Below are 16,886 nucleotides of genomic sequence, written 5' to 3'. Positions count from 1 at the left end.
TCGCTCCGATCGCCATGGAAGATGGTCTGCGCTTCGCGATTCGTGAAGGTGGCCGTACCGTAGGTGCCGGCGTGGTTGCCAAGATCATCGAGTAATCTGCTCGAAGGATCTGGAAAAAGGGGCTGATCACTCAGCCCCTTTTTCTGTTTGGGTCGTAAGTGCTGCTCAACTCTGTCAATGGCGATGCTGTTGACAGAGTTGAGTATTATGCATACAATGCGGCTCCTTTTTTTGAAGGTCGGCTAACTAGTAGCTGCTACGAGTGGAGTTTGGTGCATCATGCAAAGCCAAAAAATTCGGATCCGGTTGAAGGCGTTTGATTACCGCCTGATCGACCAGTCCACGCAGGAGATTGTCGATACCGCAAAGCGGACCGGCGCTCAGGTGCGTGGTCCTATTCCTCTGCCAACGCGCAAGGAAAAGTACACCGTATTGATCTCCCCGCACGTCAATAAAGACGCGCGTGATCAGTACGAAATTCGTACCCACAAGCGTTTGCTTGACATTGTCGAGCCGACGGAGAAGACAGTGGATGCTCTGATGAAGTTGGACCTGGCAGCAGGTGTAGACGTTCAGATCAGCCTCGGCTAATACCGCCCGGTGTTAGTCTGTGTAACTGTCATAGGCCATAGAGGGTGCAAGCCCCGTACACTTAAGAGGTGAAACATGGCAATTGGTGTTGTCGGTCGTAAGGCCGGTATGACCCGTATTTTTACGGAAGATGGGCAAGCATTGCCTGTCACGGTAATTGAGGTTGAGCCCAACCGCATTACCCAACTGAAGACTCTCGAAAGCGATGGCTACCGTGCTGTTCAGGTTACGGTTGGCTCGCGTCGTTCCTCCCGTGTCTCCAAGGCGGCTGCCGGACATTTCGCCAAGGCGGGTGTTGAAGCTGGTCGTGGTCTCTGGGAATTCCGACTGGCAGACGGTGAAGGTGAAGATCTGGCCTCTGGCGGCGAACTGACAGTGTCTGTGTTTGAAGATGGTCAGGTTGTCGATGCAATCGGTACTTCCAAAGGTAAAGGCTTCCAGGGCGGTGTTAAGCGCTGGAACTTCTCCATGCAGGACGCTACCCACGGTAACTCCTTGTCTCATCGTGCTCCTGGTTCTATTGGTCAGAACCAGACCCCGGGTAAGGTGTTCAAGGGCAAGAAGATGGCCGGTCAAATGGGTAATGCGCAGGTCACTGTGCAGAACCTGAAGATTGTCCGTGTCGATGCCGAGCGCAACCTGCTGCTGGTAAGTGGTGCCGTACCTGGCGCAACTGGCGGCGATGTTGTCATCAAGCCTGCAGTTAAAGCCTGAGGAGCGGTGCGATGGAATTGACAATTACTGGTAGCGGCAAAGGGATCTCTGTTTCCGACGCTGCATTTGCCAAAGATTTTAACGAAGCTCTGGTTCATCAGGTCGTCACTGCCTACATGGCGGCTGGTCGTCAGGGTACCAAAGCTCAGAAGACTCGTTCGGAAGTCAGCGGTGGCGGTAAAAAGCCCTGGCGTCAGAAGGGGACTGGTCGTGCGCGCGCGGGTACCATCCGTAGCCCGATCTGGCGTTCTGGTGGTGTGACGTTTGCTGCCAAGCCTCGCGACTTTGAGCAGAAAGTTAACCGCAAGATGTATCGTGCGGCCATGTGTTCCATTCTTTCCGAGTTGGTTCGTCAGGAGCGTCTGGTTGTGGTGGATGACATTAATGTCGATTCTCCGAAGACCAAGGCTTTTACTGCCAAGCTCAAGGATCTGGGTGTTTCTAACGCTCTGATTCTGTCCGAGAACGTTGAGCAGAACCTGCACCTGGCTTCGCGCAATATCCCTCATGTGGATGTTCGTGATGTGGCGGGTCTGGATCCGGTCAGCCTGGTTGCCTACGAGAATGTCGTGGTGACGGTTCCCGCTCTGAAGAAGATCGAGGAGATGCTGGGATGAATCAGGAACGTATTTACAAGGTCCTGCTTGGGCCGCACGTATCAGAGAAAGCCTCTCTGGCAGCAGAGCGTGGTCAGGTGGTGTTTCGTGTAGCCCCTGATGCTACCAAGCCGGAGATTAAAAAAGCCGTTGAGCAGCTGTTCAACGTCACCGTCGAAGGTGTTCAGGTTCTGAACCGTAAGGGTAAGCTTAAGCGTACTATCCGCGGGTTCGGCAAGCGTAATGACATTCGTAAGGCTTACGTCAAGCTGGCAGAAGGTCAGGACATCGATTTTCTGGATGTGGAATAAGGTAAAGGGGTCGTAATATGCCGATCGTCAAAACCAAACCAACATCTGCCGGACGCCGCCACGTTGTAAAGCTTTACAACCCGGATCTGCACAAAGGACGTCCTTACGAGCCGTTGGTAGAAGTTAAGAGTAAGTCTGGTGGCCGTAACAATGCGGGCCGCATTACTACTCGTCACATTGGTGGTGGCCATAAGCAGCACTACCGTGTTATCGATTTCAAGCGGACAAAAGATGGTGTTCCGGCGGTCGTTGAGCGCCTGGAATACGATCCTAACCGCTCTGCGCACATTGCACTGCTTAAGTATGCTGATGGTGAGCGTCGCTATATTATCGCTCCCAAAGGTATGCAGGCAGGTGATCCTGTGCGCTCCGGTGTCGACGCACCGATTAAGGTTGGTTCTACATTGCCGCTGCGGAATATCCCGGTTGGTTCTGTGATCCACTGCGTCGAACTCAAGCCTGGCAAAGGTGCTCAGCTGGCTCGCTCTGCGGGCGCATCCGTACAGCTGGTAGCGCGTGAAGGTGCATATGCCACCATCCGCCTGCGCTCAGGTGAAATGCGTAAGGTGCTTGTAGATTGCCGTGCAACGCTGGGAGAAGTTTCTAACAGCGAGCACAGCCTCAAGCAGCTTGGTAAAGCGGGTGCATCACGTTGGCGCGGCAAACGGCCAACAGTACGTGGTGTTGCTATGAACCCAGTTGACCACCCGCATGGTGGTGGTGAAGGGCGTACCTCTGGCGGGCGTCACCCGGTTACTCCGTGGGGTGTTCCGACCAAAGGGCATAAGACTCGTAAGAACAAGCGTACTGATAAGATGATAGTACGTCGTCGTTCGGCCAAGTAAACGACTACATAGAGGTAATTGCTGTGCCACGTTCTTTAAAGAAAGGTCCTTTTATAGACCTGCATCTGTTGAAGAAGGTCGAGGCAGCTCTGGAAGCAAATGATAAGCGGCCCATTAAAACCTGGTCCCGCCGGTCAACAGTTTTTCCGGAGATGGTAGGCCTGACCATTGCAGTCCACAACGGCAAGCAGCACGTGCCGGTTTATGTCACCGAAGATATGGTTGGACATAAGCTGGGTGAGTTCGCGGCAACGCGTACTTATCGTGGTCATGCGGCCGACAAGAAAGCTAAACGCTGATTCTGAGGTAATAGAAATGGAAGTAGCAGCCAAGTACAAGGGCGCTCGCCTCTCAGCTCAGAAAGCACGTCTTGTCGCTGACCAAGTACGCGGCAAGGCTGTTGAGGACGCCCTGAACATTCTGACTTTCAGCCCGAAGAAGGCGGCGGTTGTGATCAAGAAAGCTCTTGAATCCGCCATCGCTAACGCTGAGCACAACGAAGGTCTGGACGTAGATGATCTGCGGGTTTCCACCGTGATGGTGGATGAGGGCCCGACGCTCAAGCGAATCAAAGCTCGAGCCAAGGGGCGCGCTGACCGTATTTTCAAGCGCACCTGTCATATCACCGTCAAGGTCGCCGACAAGTAGGAGATGCTCAGATGGGTCATAAAGTAAATCCAACCGGCATTCGCCTGGGTGTGATCAAAGAGCACAACTCAGTGTGGTACGCCGACAAAAAGGAATACGCAAAGAACCTGCTGAATGATATTCAGGTTCGCGAATTCCTGGACAAGCGCCTGGTTAAGGCGTCTGTCAGCAAGATCGTGATCGAGCGCCCTGCTCAGAACGCCCGGATCACGATCCATACCGCCCGCCCCGGTATTGTTATCGGTAAGAAGGGTGAAGATGTTGATCGTCTGCGTCGTGAAGTCAGCGACATGATGGGTGTGCCTGTGCACATCAACATCGAAGAAGTCCGCAAGCCGGACCTGGATGCCCGCCTGGTAGCGCAAAACGTTGCCGGCCAGCTGGAGCGTCGTGTGATGTTCCGTCGCGCTATGAAGCGTGCGGTTCAGAATGCCATGCGCCAGGGTGCCAAGGGTATCAAGATTCAGGTTGGCGGTCGTCTTGGGGGTGCTGAAATCGCACGTTCCGAGTGGTATCGCGAAGGTCGTGTACCTCTGCACACACTGCGTGCAGATATTGATTATGCAACCTATGAAGCGCACACCACTTACGGCGTTATCGGCGTAAAGGTATGGATCTTCAAAGGTGAGATTCTTGGTGGTATGGAACAGGTCCGTGCTGACAAGAAAGCCTCTGGGAAGAAAGGTTCTAAGTAAAGGGGCACTCTTATGCTGCAACCAAAACGCACCAAATTCCGCAAGGTAATGAAAGGCCGTAACACCGGTCTTGCTCAGCGCGCAAACAAGGTGAGCTTCGGTGAATACGGATTGAAGGCGACAAGCCGTGGACGTATAACTGCGCGCCAGATTGAGGCAGCGCGTCGTACCATGACTCGTCGCATCAAGCGGGGCGGGAAGATCTGGATCCGGGTGTTCCCGGACAAGCCGATCACCGGCAAGCCGCTGGAAGTACGTATGGGTAAAGGTAAAGGTTCTGTCGAGTATTGGGTGGCTGAAATTCAGCCAGGCCGCATGTTGTATGAGATGGAAGGTGTCGGGGAAGACGTTGCCCGTGAAGCTTTCACTCTGGCTGCCGCCAAACTGCCGGTACAGACCACCTTTGTTAAGAGGACGGTGATGTGATGAAAGCAACAGAGCTGCGTGAAAAGTCAGTCGAGGAGCTGAACAAAGAGCTGATCGACCTCCTGAAGGAGCAGTTCAACCTGCGCATGCGCAAAGCGACAGGTCAGCTGAATCAGTCTCACCTTCTCGGCAAGGTGAAGCGTGATATCGCTCGCGTGAAAACAGTATTGAATGAAAAGGCAGGACAGTGACATGACCGAAGCTACCCAAACTGCCAGAACTCTGAGCGGCAAGGTCGTGAGCAACAAGATGGACAAGTCCATCGTGGTCTTGGTAGAGCGTCAGGTGAAACACCCTCTGTACGGTAAGTACATGAAGCGTTCAACCAAGATCCATGCGCACGATGAAAGCAATCAGTGCAACATTGGTGACACTGTGACCATCCAGGAAACCCGTCCGGTCTCCAAGACCAAGAGCTGGGCCCTGGTGGAAGTTACCGAACGCGCTGCCAAGGTGTAATTCGCCCGGAGAACAACCATGATTCAGACTCAAACAATGCTTGAAGTCGCGGATAACAGTGGTGCACGTCAGGTTATGTGCATCAAGGTCCTGGGCGGATCTCACCGGCGCTACGCGACCGTTGGGGATATCATCAAGGTAACCGTTAAGGAAGCCATTCCCCGCGGCAAGGTGAAGAAAGGCCAGGTCCTGAAGGCTGTTGTAGTACGTACCCGTAAGGGTGTGCGTCGTCCAGACGGTTCTCTGATCCGTTTTGACGGTAACGCGGCGGTACTTCTGAACAATCAGGACGCTCCCATTGGTACCCGTATCTTCGGACCGGTTACCCGTGAACTGCGAAATGAAAAGTTCATGAAGATTATCTCACTGGCACCCGAAGTACTTTAAAGGACCAGAGGCCGGTTATGAAAAAGATCAAACGAGATGACGAAGTAATCGTCACCACGGGGAAAGACAAAGAAAAACGTGGTAAAGTCCTGAAGGTTCTGGACGACGGTCGCGTGCTTGTTTCTGGCATCAACATGATGAAGAAGCACACAAAGCCGAACCCGATGCTTGGCACCCCGGGCGGTATCGTCGAAAAAGAAGCGCCTATCCAGGCTTCCAACGTGGCTATTTTTAATCCGCAGACCGGCAAAGCCGATCGTGTTGGCTTCCAGATTAAGGAAGACGGCACCAAGGTGCGGATCTTCAAGTCCACGAACGAAGCTGTCGATAACCAGTAAGCGGTGGTGGTTACGATGCTTAACATGAAAGAGCAGTACACTAAGGAAGTGGTACCCGCCCTGCAGAAAGAGTTCGGTTATAAGAACGTGATGCAGGTGCCGCGTATCGAGAAAATCACCCTGAATATGGGTGTTGGCGAAGCGGTTGGTGACAAAAAGCTGATTGAAAATGCTGTGGCGGATCTTGAGCGTCTGGCAGGTCAGAAAGTGGTTGTCACCAAGGCTCGTAAATCCGTTGCGGGTTTCAAAATCCGTGAAGGTTGGCCGATTGGTTGTAAAGTGACCCTGCGCGGTGAGCGCATGTGGGATTTCTTTGATCGCCTGGTTCACATTGCGGTACCCCGCATTCGTGACTTCCGTGGTCTGAACCCGAAATCCTTCGATGGTCGCGGTAACTACAGCATGGGTGTTCGTGAGCAGATCATCTTCCCTGAGATCGAGTACGACAAAGTCGACAAGGTCCGCGGGCTGGATATCACCATCACCACCACTGCCGGTACCGACGACGAAGGTCGCGAACTGTTGAAAGCCTTTGGCTTTCCGTTCAAGAAATAAGGAACGAGTGACATGGCGAAGGTTTCAATGAAGAACCGTGAGCTGAAGCGCGAAAAGACTGTGGCTAAGTACGCAGCCAAGCGCGCCGAGCTCAAGGCGATTATTAAAAACCCGAATACCAGCGATGATGACCGTTGGGACGCACAGATGAAGCTTCAGCAGCTTCCTCGCGATGCTTCTCCTTCGCGTCTTCGGAATCGTTGCCAGGTGACTGGTCGCCCACACGGCGTTCTGCGCAAGTTCGAGCTGTCACGGATCAAACTCCGTGAATACGGCATGCGCGGTGACGTTCCAGGCCTGACCAAAGCAAGCTGGTAAGATAGGCAACCTGACTTCGGTCAGGTGCCTGTTGGTAAGCGGTGCGGCAAGCCGCTGCACAACTAAAAAGATCAGGAGCCTCATACCAATGAGTATGCAAGACACGCTTGCGGATATGGTTACCCGTATTCGTAATGCCCAGATGGCGTCAAAAGCTGACGTAACGATGCCGTCTTCTAAAATGAAGGTCTCTGTAGCCCAAGTCCTGAAGGATGAAGGCTATGTAGCAGATTTTTCTGTTTCAGCTGATGCGAAGCCTGAGCTGACGATTACCCTGAAGTACTTCGGCGGCAAGCCCGTTATCGAAGAAATTCAGCGGGTCAGCCGACCGAGTCTGCGCCAGTACAAAGGCGCCGGGGAACTGCCGAAAGTAGCCGGTGGTTTGGGAGTCGCGATTGTCTCAACGTCCAAGGGCGTTATGACAGACCGCGCCGCACGTGCTGCAGGCGTGGGTGGCGAAGTCATCTGCACCGTATTCTAGGAGATACACATGTCCAGGGTTGCCAATAATCCTGTCGTGCTGCCTTCCGGTGTTGAGGTTAAGCTGAACGGACAGGAAATCAATGTGAAGGGTTCCAAAGGAGCGCTTCAGTTCACTATTCACCAGGCTGTAGAAGTTAAGCAGGAAGAAAACCTTCTGCGTTTTGCGGCCCGCGATGGTGCTAAACAGTCCCGCGCTCTTGCTGGTACTACTCGTGCGCTGGTTAACAATATGGTTGCCGGTGTGTCCGCAGGCTGGGAGCGCAAGCTTCAGCTGATCGGCGTCGGTTATCGTGCACAGGCGCAAGGTAAGAAGCTCAACCTGACACTGGGTTTTTCTCACCCGGTCGAATATGAGCTGCCCGAGGGTGTTACCGCTGAGACTCCGTCTAACACGGAGATCGTGATTCGCGGTATCGACAAGCAACAGGTTGGCCATGTCGCTGCAGAAATCCGTGCGTTCCGTCCGCCCGAGCCTTACAAGGGCAAGGGTGTGCGTTATGTGGATGAGCAGGTCAGACGCAAAGAAGCCAAGAAGAAATAAGGCGGGACTATGAGCGCAAATAACGAAAGACTGCGTCGCGCGCGCAAAGTGCGCATGAAGATCCGTGAGTTGGGTACTGACCGTCTGTGCGTTCACCGCACGCCGCGTCATATGTATGCCCAGGTTACGACTGCAGATGGCAGCAAAGTGCTGGCCACTGCCTCCACGTTGGATAAGGAACTGCGCCAGGGTGCAACCGGTAACGTGGACGCTGCCAAGAAGGTCGGTCAGCTGATTGCTGAGCGCGCCAAGGCAGCAGGCATTGAGAAGGTCGCTTTTGACCGCTCAGGTTACCGTTATCATGGTCGTGTTCAGGCTCTGGCCGACGCTGCCCGTGAAGCTGGCTTGCAATTCTAAGAGGTGGAGAAGATGAGCGTTAACGAACAGAAGGCGCCTGAGCTCCAGGAAAGGCTGGTGCAGGTGAACCGGGTCGCCAAGGTTGTTAAGGGTGGCCGCATTTTCGCCTTCACCGCACTGACTGTAGTGGGTGACGGTAAAGGACGCGTTGGTTTCGGTCGTGGTAAGGCCCGGGAAGTTCCGGTCGCGATCCAGAAGGCCATGGAAGCAGCGCGTAAGAACATGGTTGATGTTGCTCTTGACGGCAACACGCTTCAGTACCCGGTCCGTGCTCAGCACGGTGGTTCCAAGGTCTACATGCAGCCTGCGTCTGAAGGTACTGGCGTAATTGCCGGTGGTGCGATGCGTGCGGTGCTGGAAGTTGCCGGTGTACAGAACGTACTGTCCAAGTGTTACGGGTCTACCAACCCGGTGAACGTGGTGCGTTCTACCATTAAGGGTCTGCAGGCAATGAATGCGCCTGAAGATATTGCAGCCAAGCGCGGTAAATCCGTCGAAGAGATTCTGGGTTGAAGTCATGGCGAACGCAAATACGATCAAAGTAACTCTGACCCGCAGCCCGATCGGCTGTCAGCCCAAGCACAAACTGTGCGTCAAGGGCCTGGGTCTTCGTAAAATCGGTCACACTGTGGAAGTGGAAGACACTCCTTCCGTCCGCGGTATGATCAACCGGGTAAATTACCTGGTTCGGGTTGAGGAGAACTAAGATGCGTCTGAACGAACTTGCTCCGGAACCCGGTTCACGTCCGTCCGCCAAGCGTGTCGGCCGTGGTATCGGTAGTGGTCTCGGCAAAACCGGTGGTCGCGGTCATAAAGGTCTGAAATCCCGTTCCGGTGGCTCTGTGGCTCCTGGTTTCGAGGGTGGTCAGCAGCCGTTGGCCCGTCGTCTGCCGAAGTTCGGCTTTACTTCTCGTCAGCAGCGTTATGTGGCGGAAATCCGCCTGAACGAACTGGCGAAGGTCGAAGGCGATGTTGTCGACCTGGCGGCGTTGAAAAAAGCGGATATCATCCGCGAAGAAATTCGTGAGGCCAAGGTTATCCTGTCCGGCGAGCTGGACCGTGCGGTAACTGTTAAAGGGCTTCGTGTCACCAAGGGCGCACGCGAGGCGATTGCTGCCGCGGGTGGGAAAGTCGAAGACTAAGACGAGTCGAGGACTAAATGGCCAAGACAGCATCATTGCCTGCGGGCGCCGGAAAAGGATTTGCAGAGCTGCGTTCGCGGCTCTGGTTCGTCTTCCTGGCGCTGTTGGTTTACCGGATTGGCGCGCATATTCCGGTTCCGGGGATTAATCCGGATCGGCTGGCTGCGCTGTTTGATCAGAATCAGGGCACCATTCTGAGCCTGTTCAACATGTTTTCCGGTGGTGCGCTTGAGCGCATGAGTATCTTCGCTCTCGGTATCATGCCGTACATTTCGGCCTCCATTATCATGCAGCTCATGACTGCGGTTAGTCCGCAGCTTGAGCAGCTAAAAAAGGAAGGCGAAGCTGGTCGTCGTAAGATCAGTCAGTACACGCGGTATGGTACGGTTATCCTGGCCCTGGTTCAGGGCTTTGGTATTTCTGTGGGTCTGGCATCACAGGGCGTAACCTTTAATGACAGCTTCAGCTTCCACTTTGTGGCGGTTGTATCGTTTGTCTGCGGGGCAGTCTTCATGATGTGGCTTGGTGAGCAGATCACCGAGAGGGGAATCGGTAACGGTATCTCGCTGCTTATTTTTGCGGGTATTGTCGCCGGTCTTCCTGGCGCGATCGGTCAGACCCTGGAGCAGGCTCGTAATGGTGAAATGAGCTTGCTGGTGGTGCTCGGTATTGGTGTTCTGGCGATTGCCGTGGTTGGTTTCGTGGTCTTTATGGAGCGAGGTCAGCGTCGTCTCACCATTAATTACGCCAAGCGGCAGCAGGGGCGCAGGGTGTTTGCCCAGCAGTCCAGCCATTTGCCGCTAAAAGTAAATATGGCAGGTGTTATTCCTCCAATCTTTGCTTCGTCTATTCTTCTGTTCCCGGCATCTCTGGGGCAGTGGTTCGGACAAGGTGAAGGGATGGAATGGCTAAGCGATATTTCCCAGGCGTTGGCACCGAGCCAGCCGTTGTATATTATTCTGTTTGCAGCAGCAGTCATCTTCTTCTGCTACTTCTATACAGCTCTGATGTACAACCCCAAGGAAGTTGCGGATAACCTCAAGCGTTCCGGCGCCTTTATTCCCGGTATTCGCCCCGGCGAACAGACGGCAAAGTACATTGACGGTGTGCTGACTCGTCTGACTCTGTTCGGTGCTATGTATATTGCAGCGGTATCCCTGTTCCCTCAGTTCCTGATGGTAGCCGGGAATGTGCCTTTCTATCTTGGGGGTACTTCACTGCTGATTGTTGTAGTCGTGGTGATGGATTTCATGGCTCAGGTTCAGTCGCACCTGATGTCGCATCAGTATGAATCCCTGATGAAGAAGTCCAATCTCAAGGGCTATGGACGGAACGGCTGAGTAAGCCGTTCCCCTTGAAAACTGGAGTCGACAATGAAAGTACGCGCTTCGGTAAAGAAAATTTGCCGTAACTGCAAAGTAATTCGACGCAATGGCTCGGTTCGAGTCATCTGCTCGGAGCCTCGTCACAAGCAGCGCCAGGGCTGATCCATCAGGATAAGCACTGACATTGCAATAGGGGTTCGGAATAGTGGCGCTTGACTCGAGCCCGGGTCAGGCGCTATTATTTCGCGCCCTTTTTGTGGCGGAAAATTCACACAGCAAAGCTTTGAACGCGGAGTAATTTGGATGGCACGTATAGCCGGTGTCAATATACCCGATCACAAACATGCTGTTATCTCGCTGACCTATATTTTTGGTGTTGGCAAGACAACAGCCCAGAAGCTTTGCGATGCAACCGGCGTTAAGCCGGACGTCAAGGTCAAAGACCTGAGCGACGAACAGCTTGAAGCACTTCGTACCGAAGTGGGCAAGTTCACCGTCGAAGGCGATCTGCGTCGTGAAGTACAGATGAACATCAAGCGTTTGAAGGATCTCGGTTGCTTCCGTGGTCTGCGTCATCGTCATGGACTTCCGGTCCGTGGCCAGCGCACCAAGACCAACGCCCGCACCCGTAAAGGTCCTCGCAAACCTATTCGTAAGTAACAGGTAGGCAAACATGGCAAAGCCAGGTACACGTACCCGTAAAAAGGTGAAAAAGACGGTTGTTGATGGCGTCGCGCACATTCACGCGTCCTTCAACAACACCATCGTGACCATTTCGGACCGTCAGGGCAACGTCCTGTCCTGGGCCACTTCTGGTGGTTCCGGTTTCCGCGGCTCACGTAAGAGTACACCTTTTGCTGCGCAGGTAGCAGCTGAAAGAGCCGGTAATGCGGCTGCTGAATACGGCCTTAAAAACCTGGACGTTGAGGTTAAGGGTCCTGGGCCCGGACGTGAATCTGCAGTTCGCGCGCTGAACGCGTGTGGCTACAAGATTACCAACATCACTGATGTGACGCCGATTCCACACAACGGCTGTCGTCCGCCCAAGAAGCGCCGCGTCTAACACAGGAGACAGTGAAAAATGGCTCGTTATATAGGCCCGAAGTGCAAGCTGTCTCGTCGTGAAGGGACAGATCTTTTTCTGAAGAGCGGTGTTCGCGCGCTCGATTCCAAGTGCAACATCGAGACTCCGCCGGGTATGCACGGCGCGCGTCGCGGTCGTCTGTCCGAGTACGGCGTTCAGCTTCGTGAGAAACAGAAAGTTCGTCGTATTTACGGCGTGCTTGAGAAGCAATTCCGTAGTTATTACAAAGAGGCTGCCCGTCTGAAGGGTGCGACCGGTGAAAACCTGCTGCAACTTCTGGAAGGCCGTCTTGACAACGTTGTATATCGCATGGGCTTTGGTTCTACCCGTGCTGAGTCCCGTCAGCTCGTCTCTCACAAGGCGATCCTGGTGAATGATAAGCCGGTAAACATTCCTTCTTATCAGGTCAAGCCGGGCGACGTTGTGAGTGTGCGCGAAAAGGCCAAGAACCAGCTGCGTGTTAAAGGCGCACTGGAGCTGGCTGGCAGCCGCGCACCGGTAAGCTGGGTAGAGGTTGACGCCAACAAGATGTCCGGCGTTTACAAGTCAGTACCAGAGCGTACTGAACTGCCGGCCGACATCAACGAGAACCTCATCGTCGAGCTTTACTCCAAGTAAAGCCCAGTTAGCAACGATAGCAGATAGGGGCGTCTATGCAGCGTTCAGTACATGAGTTATTGACACCTCGTACCATTGACGTGAAAGAATCCAGCGCTACGCGCGCCAAGGTTACATTGGAGCCGCTTGAGCGCGGTTTCGGTCACACCCTGGGCAGCGCTTTGCGCCGTATTCTTCTGTCTTCGATGCCGGGCTGCGCCGTGACTGAAGCACAGATCGACGGTGTCCTGCACGAGTACAGTGCCATTGAAGGTGTCCAGGAGGACGTCATTGAGATTCTTCTGAATCTCAAGGGCGTTGCCGTAAAGATGAACGGCCGTGACGATGCCGAGCTTACGCTCAGCAAGAAGGGCCCGGGTGTAGTGACTGCCGGCGATATCAAGCTGGACCACGATGTGGAAATTGCTAACCCGGAGCACGTGATTTGTCACTTGAGCGAAAACGGCGATGTCAACATGCGTTTGCGTGTTGGGCGTGGTCGTGGCTACGAGCCGGCGGATCAGCGCGGTCTGGACGAGGATGAAACTCGTGCCATCGGACGCTTGCAGCTGGATGCAACGTTCAGCCCGGTTCGCCGCGTGGCTTATGCCGTTGAGAGCGCTCGGGTTGAACAGCGTACAGACCTGGACAAGCTGGTTATTGACTTGGAGACCAATGGAACGATCGACCCGGAAGAGGCGATTCGCCGGGCCGCGACCATTCTTCAGCAGCAACTGGCTGTGTTCGTTGATTTTGATCATGAAAAAGAGCCGGAACGCGTAGAAGAAGAGGAAGAGATTGATCCGATTCTGTTGCGTCCTGTTGATGATCTGGAATTGACTGTGCGTTCAGCTAACTGCTTGAAGGCTGAAAACATTTACTATATCGGCGATCTGATCCAGCGCACCGAAGTGGAGCTGCTGAAGACGCCTAACCTTGGCAAGAAGTCGCTCACAGAGATCAAGGACGTTTTGGCGTCTCGTGGTTTGTCTCTGGGTATGCGTCTTGATAACTGGCCGCCGGCAAGCCTTCGTGGTGATGACCGGGTTCTGGGCGGTTGATCGCCGATTAGTTTAAGGTAAGGAATCAGAGCAATGCGTCATCGTAAGAGCGGTCGTAAGTTCAACAGGACCAGTGCGCATCGCAAGGCCATGTTCCGTAACATGACTGCGTCACTGGTTGAGCACGAGCTGATCAAAACGACGCTCCCGAAAGCTAAAGAACTGCGTCGGGTAGCTGAGCCGTTGATCACGCTCGCAAAGAATGATTCGGTAGCAAATCGTCGTCTGGCGTTTTCACGTCTGCGCAACGACGCTGCGGTAGCCAAGCTGTTTGATGAGCTGGGCCCCCGTTACAGCGAGCGTCCGGGTGGTTACCTTCGTATTCTGAAGTGCGGTTTCCGTGCTGGCGACAATGCCCCAATGGCATTCGTTGAGCTGGTCGGCCGTCCTCTGGATATCGAAGCTGAAGAGATGGATGACGACGAAGAATAAGTTCTTCTGAATCCAGAAAAAACCGGGTCCCGTAAGGTTCCCGGTTTTTTTATGCCTGTCGTTCGACGAGATTATTTTGAGAGCATCGGTTTCAGGTATCGGCCAGTATGGGAATCGTGACTGGCAGCGACTGTCTCCGGGGTACCTTCGGCAATGATCTGGCCACCGCCAGAGCCGCCCTCCGGGCCCAGGTCCACGATCCAGTCGGCTGTTTTGATGACGTCCAGATTGTGCTCGATCACAACGATGGTATTGCCGTGGTCTCTCAGGCGCTGGAGCACGTTCAACAACTGTTGGATGTCGTAAAAGTGAAGCCCTGTGGTCGGTTCGTCGAGGATGTAAAGGGTTTTGCCCGTATCCCTTTTGGACAGTTCTTTTGCGAGCTTGACTCGTTGTGCTTCTCCGCCTGACAAGGTGACGGCGCTCTGTCCGAGCCGAATATACGACAAGCCCACATCGATCAGGGTCTGCAGCTTTCTTGCGATAAACGGTACGGCGTCGAAAAATTCCCGGCCTTCCTCGACGGTCATTTCCAGAACTTCGTGGATGTTCCTGCCTTTATATCGAACCTCCAGGGTTTCCCGGTTGTACCTTTTCCCTTTGCAAATGTCGCAAGGCACATAGACGTCCGGAAGGAAGTGCATTTCAACCTTGATGACGCCATCGCCTTGGCAGGCTTCACAACGACCTCCTTTTACATTGAACGAGAAACGTCCGGGCTTGTACCCCCTCGAGCGTGCTTCCTGAGTGCCGGCAAACAATTCCCGAATGGGGGTGAACAGGCCTGTGTAGGTGGCGGGATTGGATCTGGGGGTGCGCCCGATTGGGCTCTGATCTATGTCGATGACCTTGTCCAGGTGATCAAGGCCCTTCAGGCTTTTATAGGGCGCATGGTTCAGGCTGGTGGCCTTGTTCAGTTTGGCGGCGGCGACGGGATAGAGGGTGCTGTTGATCAGGGTGGATTTACCTGAACCAGATACGCCGGTGACGCAGGTCATGACCCCGAGCGGAACCGACAGGGTTACGTTTTGCAGGTTGTTCCCGGTCGCGCCGCTAAGGACAAGCTGTTTGCCCGTGCCCTTATTGCGGGTTTCCGGGACTGCAATTTCTTTCTGGCCACTCAGGTACTGTCCGGTTAGGGAGTCGGGGTTTGCGATGATCTCCCCGGGTGTTCCCCGGGCAACGACCTGTCCGCCGTGGACTCCAGCCCCTGGCCCGATGTCGATCACGTAGTCTGCCGCGCGAATGGCATCTTCGTCGTGTTCGACGACGATCACGGTATTGCCCAGATCGCGTAGATGGGTGAGGGTTGCCAGCAATCGATCGTTGTCGCGTTGATGCAAGCCGATGGAGGGTTCATCAAGAATGTACATGACGCCCACCAGGCCTGCTCCAATCTGACTGGCGAGCCGTATGCGTTGTGCTTCACCCCCGGACAGGGTATCGGCACTGCGTTCCAGAGTGAGGTATTCCAGCCCGACGTTGACGAGAAACTGAAGGCGCTCTCGGACTTCTTTCAGAATCTTCTCGGCAATTTCACCTCTCCGGCCGGGGAGGGAGAGCTGGGTGAAATAGTGGTGGGCATCGCCTACGGGAAGGTGGGTGATGTCCGGGAGGTTGCGTTCCTCGATAAACACGTGCCGGGCGCTCCGGCGAAGCCTTGAGCCTCCGCAGTCCTTGCAGGGCTGGGTGCTGAGGTTGCGGGCGAGTTCTTCGCGCATGCTCTGGGATTCGGTTTCCCGGTAGCGGCGTTCCAGATTTGGAATAATGCCCTCGAAAGGGTGTTCTTTTTCCATAATATGGCCGCGGGAATTGACGTAGCGAAACGGAATGTCTTCGCTGCCAGAGCCATAGAGTAATACTTGCTGGAAGGTCTCGGGAAGATCTACCCAAGGCGTTTCCAGGTCAATCCCGTAATGCTCCGCGACACTGGTGAGCATCTGGAAGTAGTAAACGGCCCTTCGATCCCATCCTTTGATGGCGCCGGACGCCAGAGTTGCCTCCGGGCTCTGGATAACCTTCTCTGCATCAAAAAACTGGCGAACGCCCAAGCCGTCGCAGGTTGGGCATGCCCCAGCTGGGTTGTTGAATGAGAAGAGTCTTGGTTCAAGTTCGCTCAGGGAGTAACCGCACTGAGTGCAGGCATAGCGGGCTGAAAACGTCTGCTCTTCGCCTTCACCGGTCATCGGTGCTACGAGGGCGATGCCATCGGCCAGTTCCAGTGCGGTCTCGAAGCTTTCAGCCAGTCGCTGCTCCAGGCCTTCCTTGACTTTGAAGCGATCCACCACGACGTCTATCCGGTGTTTGCGTTTTTTGTCCAGTGCCGGTACGTCGTCAATGTCATACACGGTGCCGTCGACTCTCAGGCGAATAAAGCCCTGGCTGCGCATGGTGTCGATAACCTGCAGGTGTTCGCCTTTCCGCTCTCTGATCACCGGAGCCAGAATCATCAGTCTGCTGCCTTCTGGCATGGCCAGGACCTGGTCAACCATCTGGCTGACCGTCTGGGCTTCCAGTGGCTGGTCATGCTCGGGGCAACGGGGTTCTCCGGCCCGGGCGAACAGCAGGCGGAGGTAATCGTAGATCTCGGTAATGGTGCCTACCGTGGAACGGGGGTTGTGGGAGGTTGATTTTTGCTCAATAGAAATTGCCGGAGACAGGCCTTCAATGTGGTCAACATCCGGCTTTTCCATCATGGAGAGAAACTGTCGGGCATAAGTAGAGAGCGATTCGACATAGCGGCGCTGGCCCTCGGCGTAGAGCGTATCAAACGCCAGGGAAGATTTTCCGGAGCCGGATAAGCCGGTAATGACAATCAGTTTGTCCCTTGGCATATCCAGGTCGATGTTCTTCAGGTTGTGGGTGCGTGCGCCCTTGATCTGGATATGGTCCATAACACCTCGCTTGGGTAAAAAGATCCATTATATCGGTTTCATATCCCCCGGGCGAAGAGGGGCGTTGTCCGCTGTTCAGGTGTCCCG

General features: G+C 54.4%; 30 protein-coding genes. 29 read left to right on the top strand and 1 reads right to left on the bottom strand.

Annotation, left to right across the window (positions count from 1 at the left end; all coding sequences use genetic code 11):
- The 29 genes from K325_RS18475 to rplQ all read left to right on the top strand — a co-directional run.
- Positions 1–95: EF-Tu C-terminal domain-related protein (locus tag K325_RS18475; protein WP_020411129.1), on the top strand; the 95-nt coding region annotated here is incomplete at its 5' end.
- A 184-nt stretch (positions 96–279) separates the two neighbouring features.
- Positions 280–591: a 30S ribosomal protein S10 gene (gene rpsJ / locus K325_RS0116315; protein WP_004580743.1), complete on the top strand. Its 312-nt coding sequence runs from the start codon at positions 280–282 to the stop codon at positions 589–591.
- A 75-nt stretch (positions 592–666) separates the two neighbouring features.
- On the top strand, positions 667–1,305 hold the full coding sequence (gene rplC / locus K325_RS0116310; protein ID WP_029655328.1) for a 50S ribosomal protein L3: 639 nt from the start codon (positions 667–669) through the stop codon (positions 1,303–1,305).
- Positions 1,306–1,316: 11 nt separating this feature from the next.
- Positions 1,317–1,922, top strand: a complete 606-nt coding sequence (gene rplD, locus K325_RS0116305; RefSeq protein WP_029655327.1) for a 50S ribosomal protein L4 — start codon at positions 1,317–1,319, stop codon at positions 1,920–1,922.
- The gene (rplW, locus tag K325_RS0116300; RefSeq protein ID WP_008174862.1) at positions 1,919–2,212 is read left to right on the top strand and encodes a 50S ribosomal protein L23; all 294 of its coding nucleotides are present in this window, start codon (positions 1,919–1,921) and stop codon (positions 2,210–2,212) included. Before rplD ends, rplW begins: the two co-directional genes overlap by 4 nt.
- Before the next feature lie 17 nt (positions 2,213–2,229).
- Positions 2,230–3,057, top strand: coding sequence for a 50S ribosomal protein L2 (rplB, locus tag K325_RS0116295; protein WP_029655326.1), 828 nt, complete (start codon positions 2,230–2,232; stop codon positions 3,055–3,057).
- Positions 3,058–3,080: 23 nt separating this feature from the next.
- Positions 3,081–3,356 (top strand): 30S ribosomal protein S19, encoded by a 276-nt coding sequence (rpsS, locus tag K325_RS0116290; protein WP_007154011.1) that lies wholly within the window; start codon positions 3,081–3,083, stop codon positions 3,354–3,356.
- A gap of 16 nt (positions 3,357–3,372) precedes the next feature.
- Complete coding sequence (rplV, locus tag K325_RS0116285; RefSeq protein ID WP_008940674.1) at positions 3,373–3,705, top strand: 50S ribosomal protein L22; 333 nt, start codon at positions 3,373–3,375, stop codon at positions 3,703–3,705.
- 11 nt (positions 3,706–3,716) lie between these two features.
- On the top strand, positions 3,717–4,400 hold the full coding sequence (gene rpsC / locus K325_RS0116280) for a 30S ribosomal protein S3 (protein ID WP_029655325.1): 684 nt from the start codon (positions 3,717–3,719) through the stop codon (positions 4,398–4,400).
- Positions 4,401–4,412: 12 nt separating this feature from the next.
- The gene (rplP, locus tag K325_RS0116275; RefSeq protein WP_029655324.1) at positions 4,413–4,826 is read left to right on the top strand and encodes a 50S ribosomal protein L16; all 414 of its coding nucleotides are present in this window, start codon (positions 4,413–4,415) and stop codon (positions 4,824–4,826) included.
- Positions 4,826–5,017, top strand: a complete 192-nt coding sequence (rpmC, locus tag K325_RS0116270; RefSeq protein WP_008174877.1) for a 50S ribosomal protein L29 — start codon at positions 4,826–4,828, stop codon at positions 5,015–5,017. The genes rplP and rpmC overlap by 1 nt, the downstream gene beginning before the upstream one ends.
- 1 nt (position 5,018) lies before the next feature.
- Positions 5,019–5,285, top strand: a complete 267-nt coding sequence (gene rpsQ / locus K325_RS0116265; RefSeq protein WP_011784251.1) for a 30S ribosomal protein S17 — start codon at positions 5,019–5,021, stop codon at positions 5,283–5,285.
- 18 nt (positions 5,286–5,303) lie between these two features.
- Positions 5,304–5,672 carry a 50S ribosomal protein L14 gene (gene rplN, locus K325_RS0116260; RefSeq protein WP_011784252.1) on the top strand — a complete coding sequence of 123 codons (369 nt, stop codon included), beginning with the start codon at positions 5,304–5,306 and terminating at the stop codon, positions 5,670–5,672.
- Positions 5,673–5,689: 17 nt separating this feature from the next.
- Positions 5,690–6,010 (top strand): 50S ribosomal protein L24, encoded by a 321-nt coding sequence (gene rplX, locus K325_RS0116255; RefSeq protein ID WP_029655323.1) that lies wholly within the window; start codon positions 5,690–5,692, stop codon positions 6,008–6,010.
- A gap of 15 nt (positions 6,011–6,025) precedes the next feature.
- The gene (gene rplE / locus K325_RS0116250; protein WP_029655322.1) at positions 6,026–6,565 is read left to right on the top strand and encodes a 50S ribosomal protein L5; all 540 of its coding nucleotides are present in this window, start codon (positions 6,026–6,028) and stop codon (positions 6,563–6,565) included.
- Positions 6,566–6,577: 12 nt separating this feature from the next.
- A complete protein-coding gene (gene rpsN, locus K325_RS0116245) occupies positions 6,578–6,883 on the top strand; it encodes a 30S ribosomal protein S14 (protein ID WP_029655321.1) in 306 nt (101 codons plus the stop codon).
- Between the two features lie 88 nt (positions 6,884–6,971).
- A complete protein-coding gene (gene rpsH, locus K325_RS0116240) occupies positions 6,972–7,364 on the top strand; it encodes a 30S ribosomal protein S8 (RefSeq protein WP_029655320.1) in 393 nt (130 codons plus the stop codon).
- Positions 7,365–7,373: 9 nt separating this feature from the next.
- The gene (gene rplF / locus K325_RS0116235) at positions 7,374–7,907 is read left to right on the top strand and encodes a 50S ribosomal protein L6 (RefSeq protein ID WP_029655319.1); all 534 of its coding nucleotides are present in this window, start codon (positions 7,374–7,376) and stop codon (positions 7,905–7,907) included.
- Between the two features lie 9 nt (positions 7,908–7,916).
- Complete coding sequence (gene rplR / locus K325_RS0116230) at positions 7,917–8,264, top strand: 50S ribosomal protein L18 (RefSeq protein ID WP_011784258.1); 348 nt, start codon at positions 7,917–7,919, stop codon at positions 8,262–8,264.
- Between the two features lie 12 nt (positions 8,265–8,276).
- Positions 8,277–8,777 carry a 30S ribosomal protein S5 gene (gene rpsE / locus K325_RS0116225; protein ID WP_029655318.1) on the top strand — a complete coding sequence of 167 codons (501 nt, stop codon included), beginning with the start codon at positions 8,277–8,279 and terminating at the stop codon, positions 8,775–8,777.
- Positions 8,778–8,781: 4 nt separating this feature from the next.
- Positions 8,782–8,970 (top strand): 50S ribosomal protein L30, encoded by a 189-nt coding sequence (rpmD, locus tag K325_RS0116220; protein ID WP_029655317.1) that lies wholly within the window; start codon positions 8,782–8,784, stop codon positions 8,968–8,970.
- Between the two features lies 1 nt (position 8,971).
- The gene (gene rplO, locus K325_RS0116215; RefSeq protein ID WP_029655316.1) at positions 8,972–9,406 is read left to right on the top strand and encodes a 50S ribosomal protein L15; all 435 of its coding nucleotides are present in this window, start codon (positions 8,972–8,974) and stop codon (positions 9,404–9,406) included.
- A 17-nt stretch (positions 9,407–9,423) separates the two neighbouring features.
- Positions 9,424–10,746 (top strand): preprotein translocase subunit SecY, encoded by a 1,323-nt coding sequence (secY, locus tag K325_RS0116210; protein WP_011784261.1) that lies wholly within the window; start codon positions 9,424–9,426, stop codon positions 10,744–10,746.
- A gap of 33 nt (positions 10,747–10,779) precedes the next feature.
- Positions 10,780–10,893, top strand: a complete 114-nt coding sequence (gene rpmJ / locus K325_RS18470) for a 50S ribosomal protein L36 (protein ID WP_008174902.1) — start codon at positions 10,780–10,782, stop codon at positions 10,891–10,893.
- Between the two features lie 141 nt (positions 10,894–11,034).
- Positions 11,035–11,391, top strand: a complete 357-nt coding sequence (gene rpsM / locus K325_RS0116205) for a 30S ribosomal protein S13 (RefSeq protein WP_029655315.1) — start codon at positions 11,035–11,037, stop codon at positions 11,389–11,391.
- Between the two features lie 13 nt (positions 11,392–11,404).
- A complete protein-coding gene (gene rpsK / locus K325_RS0116200) occupies positions 11,405–11,794 on the top strand; it encodes a 30S ribosomal protein S11 (protein WP_007153992.1) in 390 nt (129 codons plus the stop codon).
- 18 nt (positions 11,795–11,812) lie between these two features.
- The gene (rpsD, locus tag K325_RS0116195) at positions 11,813–12,433 is read left to right on the top strand and encodes a 30S ribosomal protein S4 (RefSeq protein ID WP_029655314.1); all 621 of its coding nucleotides are present in this window, start codon (positions 11,813–11,815) and stop codon (positions 12,431–12,433) included.
- Positions 12,434–12,468: 35 nt separating this feature from the next.
- Positions 12,469–13,473 carry a DNA-directed RNA polymerase subunit alpha gene (locus tag K325_RS0116190; RefSeq protein WP_029655313.1) on the top strand — a complete coding sequence of 335 codons (1,005 nt, stop codon included), beginning with the start codon at positions 12,469–12,471 and terminating at the stop codon, positions 13,471–13,473.
- A gap of 33 nt (positions 13,474–13,506) precedes the next feature.
- Positions 13,507–13,905 (top strand): 50S ribosomal protein L17, encoded by a 399-nt coding sequence (gene rplQ / locus K325_RS0116185; RefSeq protein WP_022992024.1) that lies wholly within the window; start codon positions 13,507–13,509, stop codon positions 13,903–13,905.
- A gap of 71 nt (positions 13,906–13,976) precedes the next feature.
- On the opposite strand, the gene uvrA is transcribed toward rplQ, so the two are convergent.
- Positions 13,977–16,799 (bottom strand): excinuclease ABC subunit UvrA, encoded by a 2,823-nt coding sequence (uvrA, locus tag K325_RS0116180; RefSeq protein ID WP_029655312.1) that lies wholly within the window; start codon positions 16,797–16,799, stop codon positions 13,977–13,979.
- Between the last annotated feature and the right edge of the window lie 87 nt (positions 16,800–16,886).

Origin of the sequence: Marinobacter daepoensis DSM 16072, assembly GCF_000421165.1 — a bacterium.
Taxonomy (GTDB): domain Bacteria; phylum Pseudomonadota; class Gammaproteobacteria; order Pseudomonadales; family Oleiphilaceae; genus Marinobacter; species Marinobacter daepoensis.
This window is presented reverse-complemented; position numbering and strand designations above follow the sequence as displayed.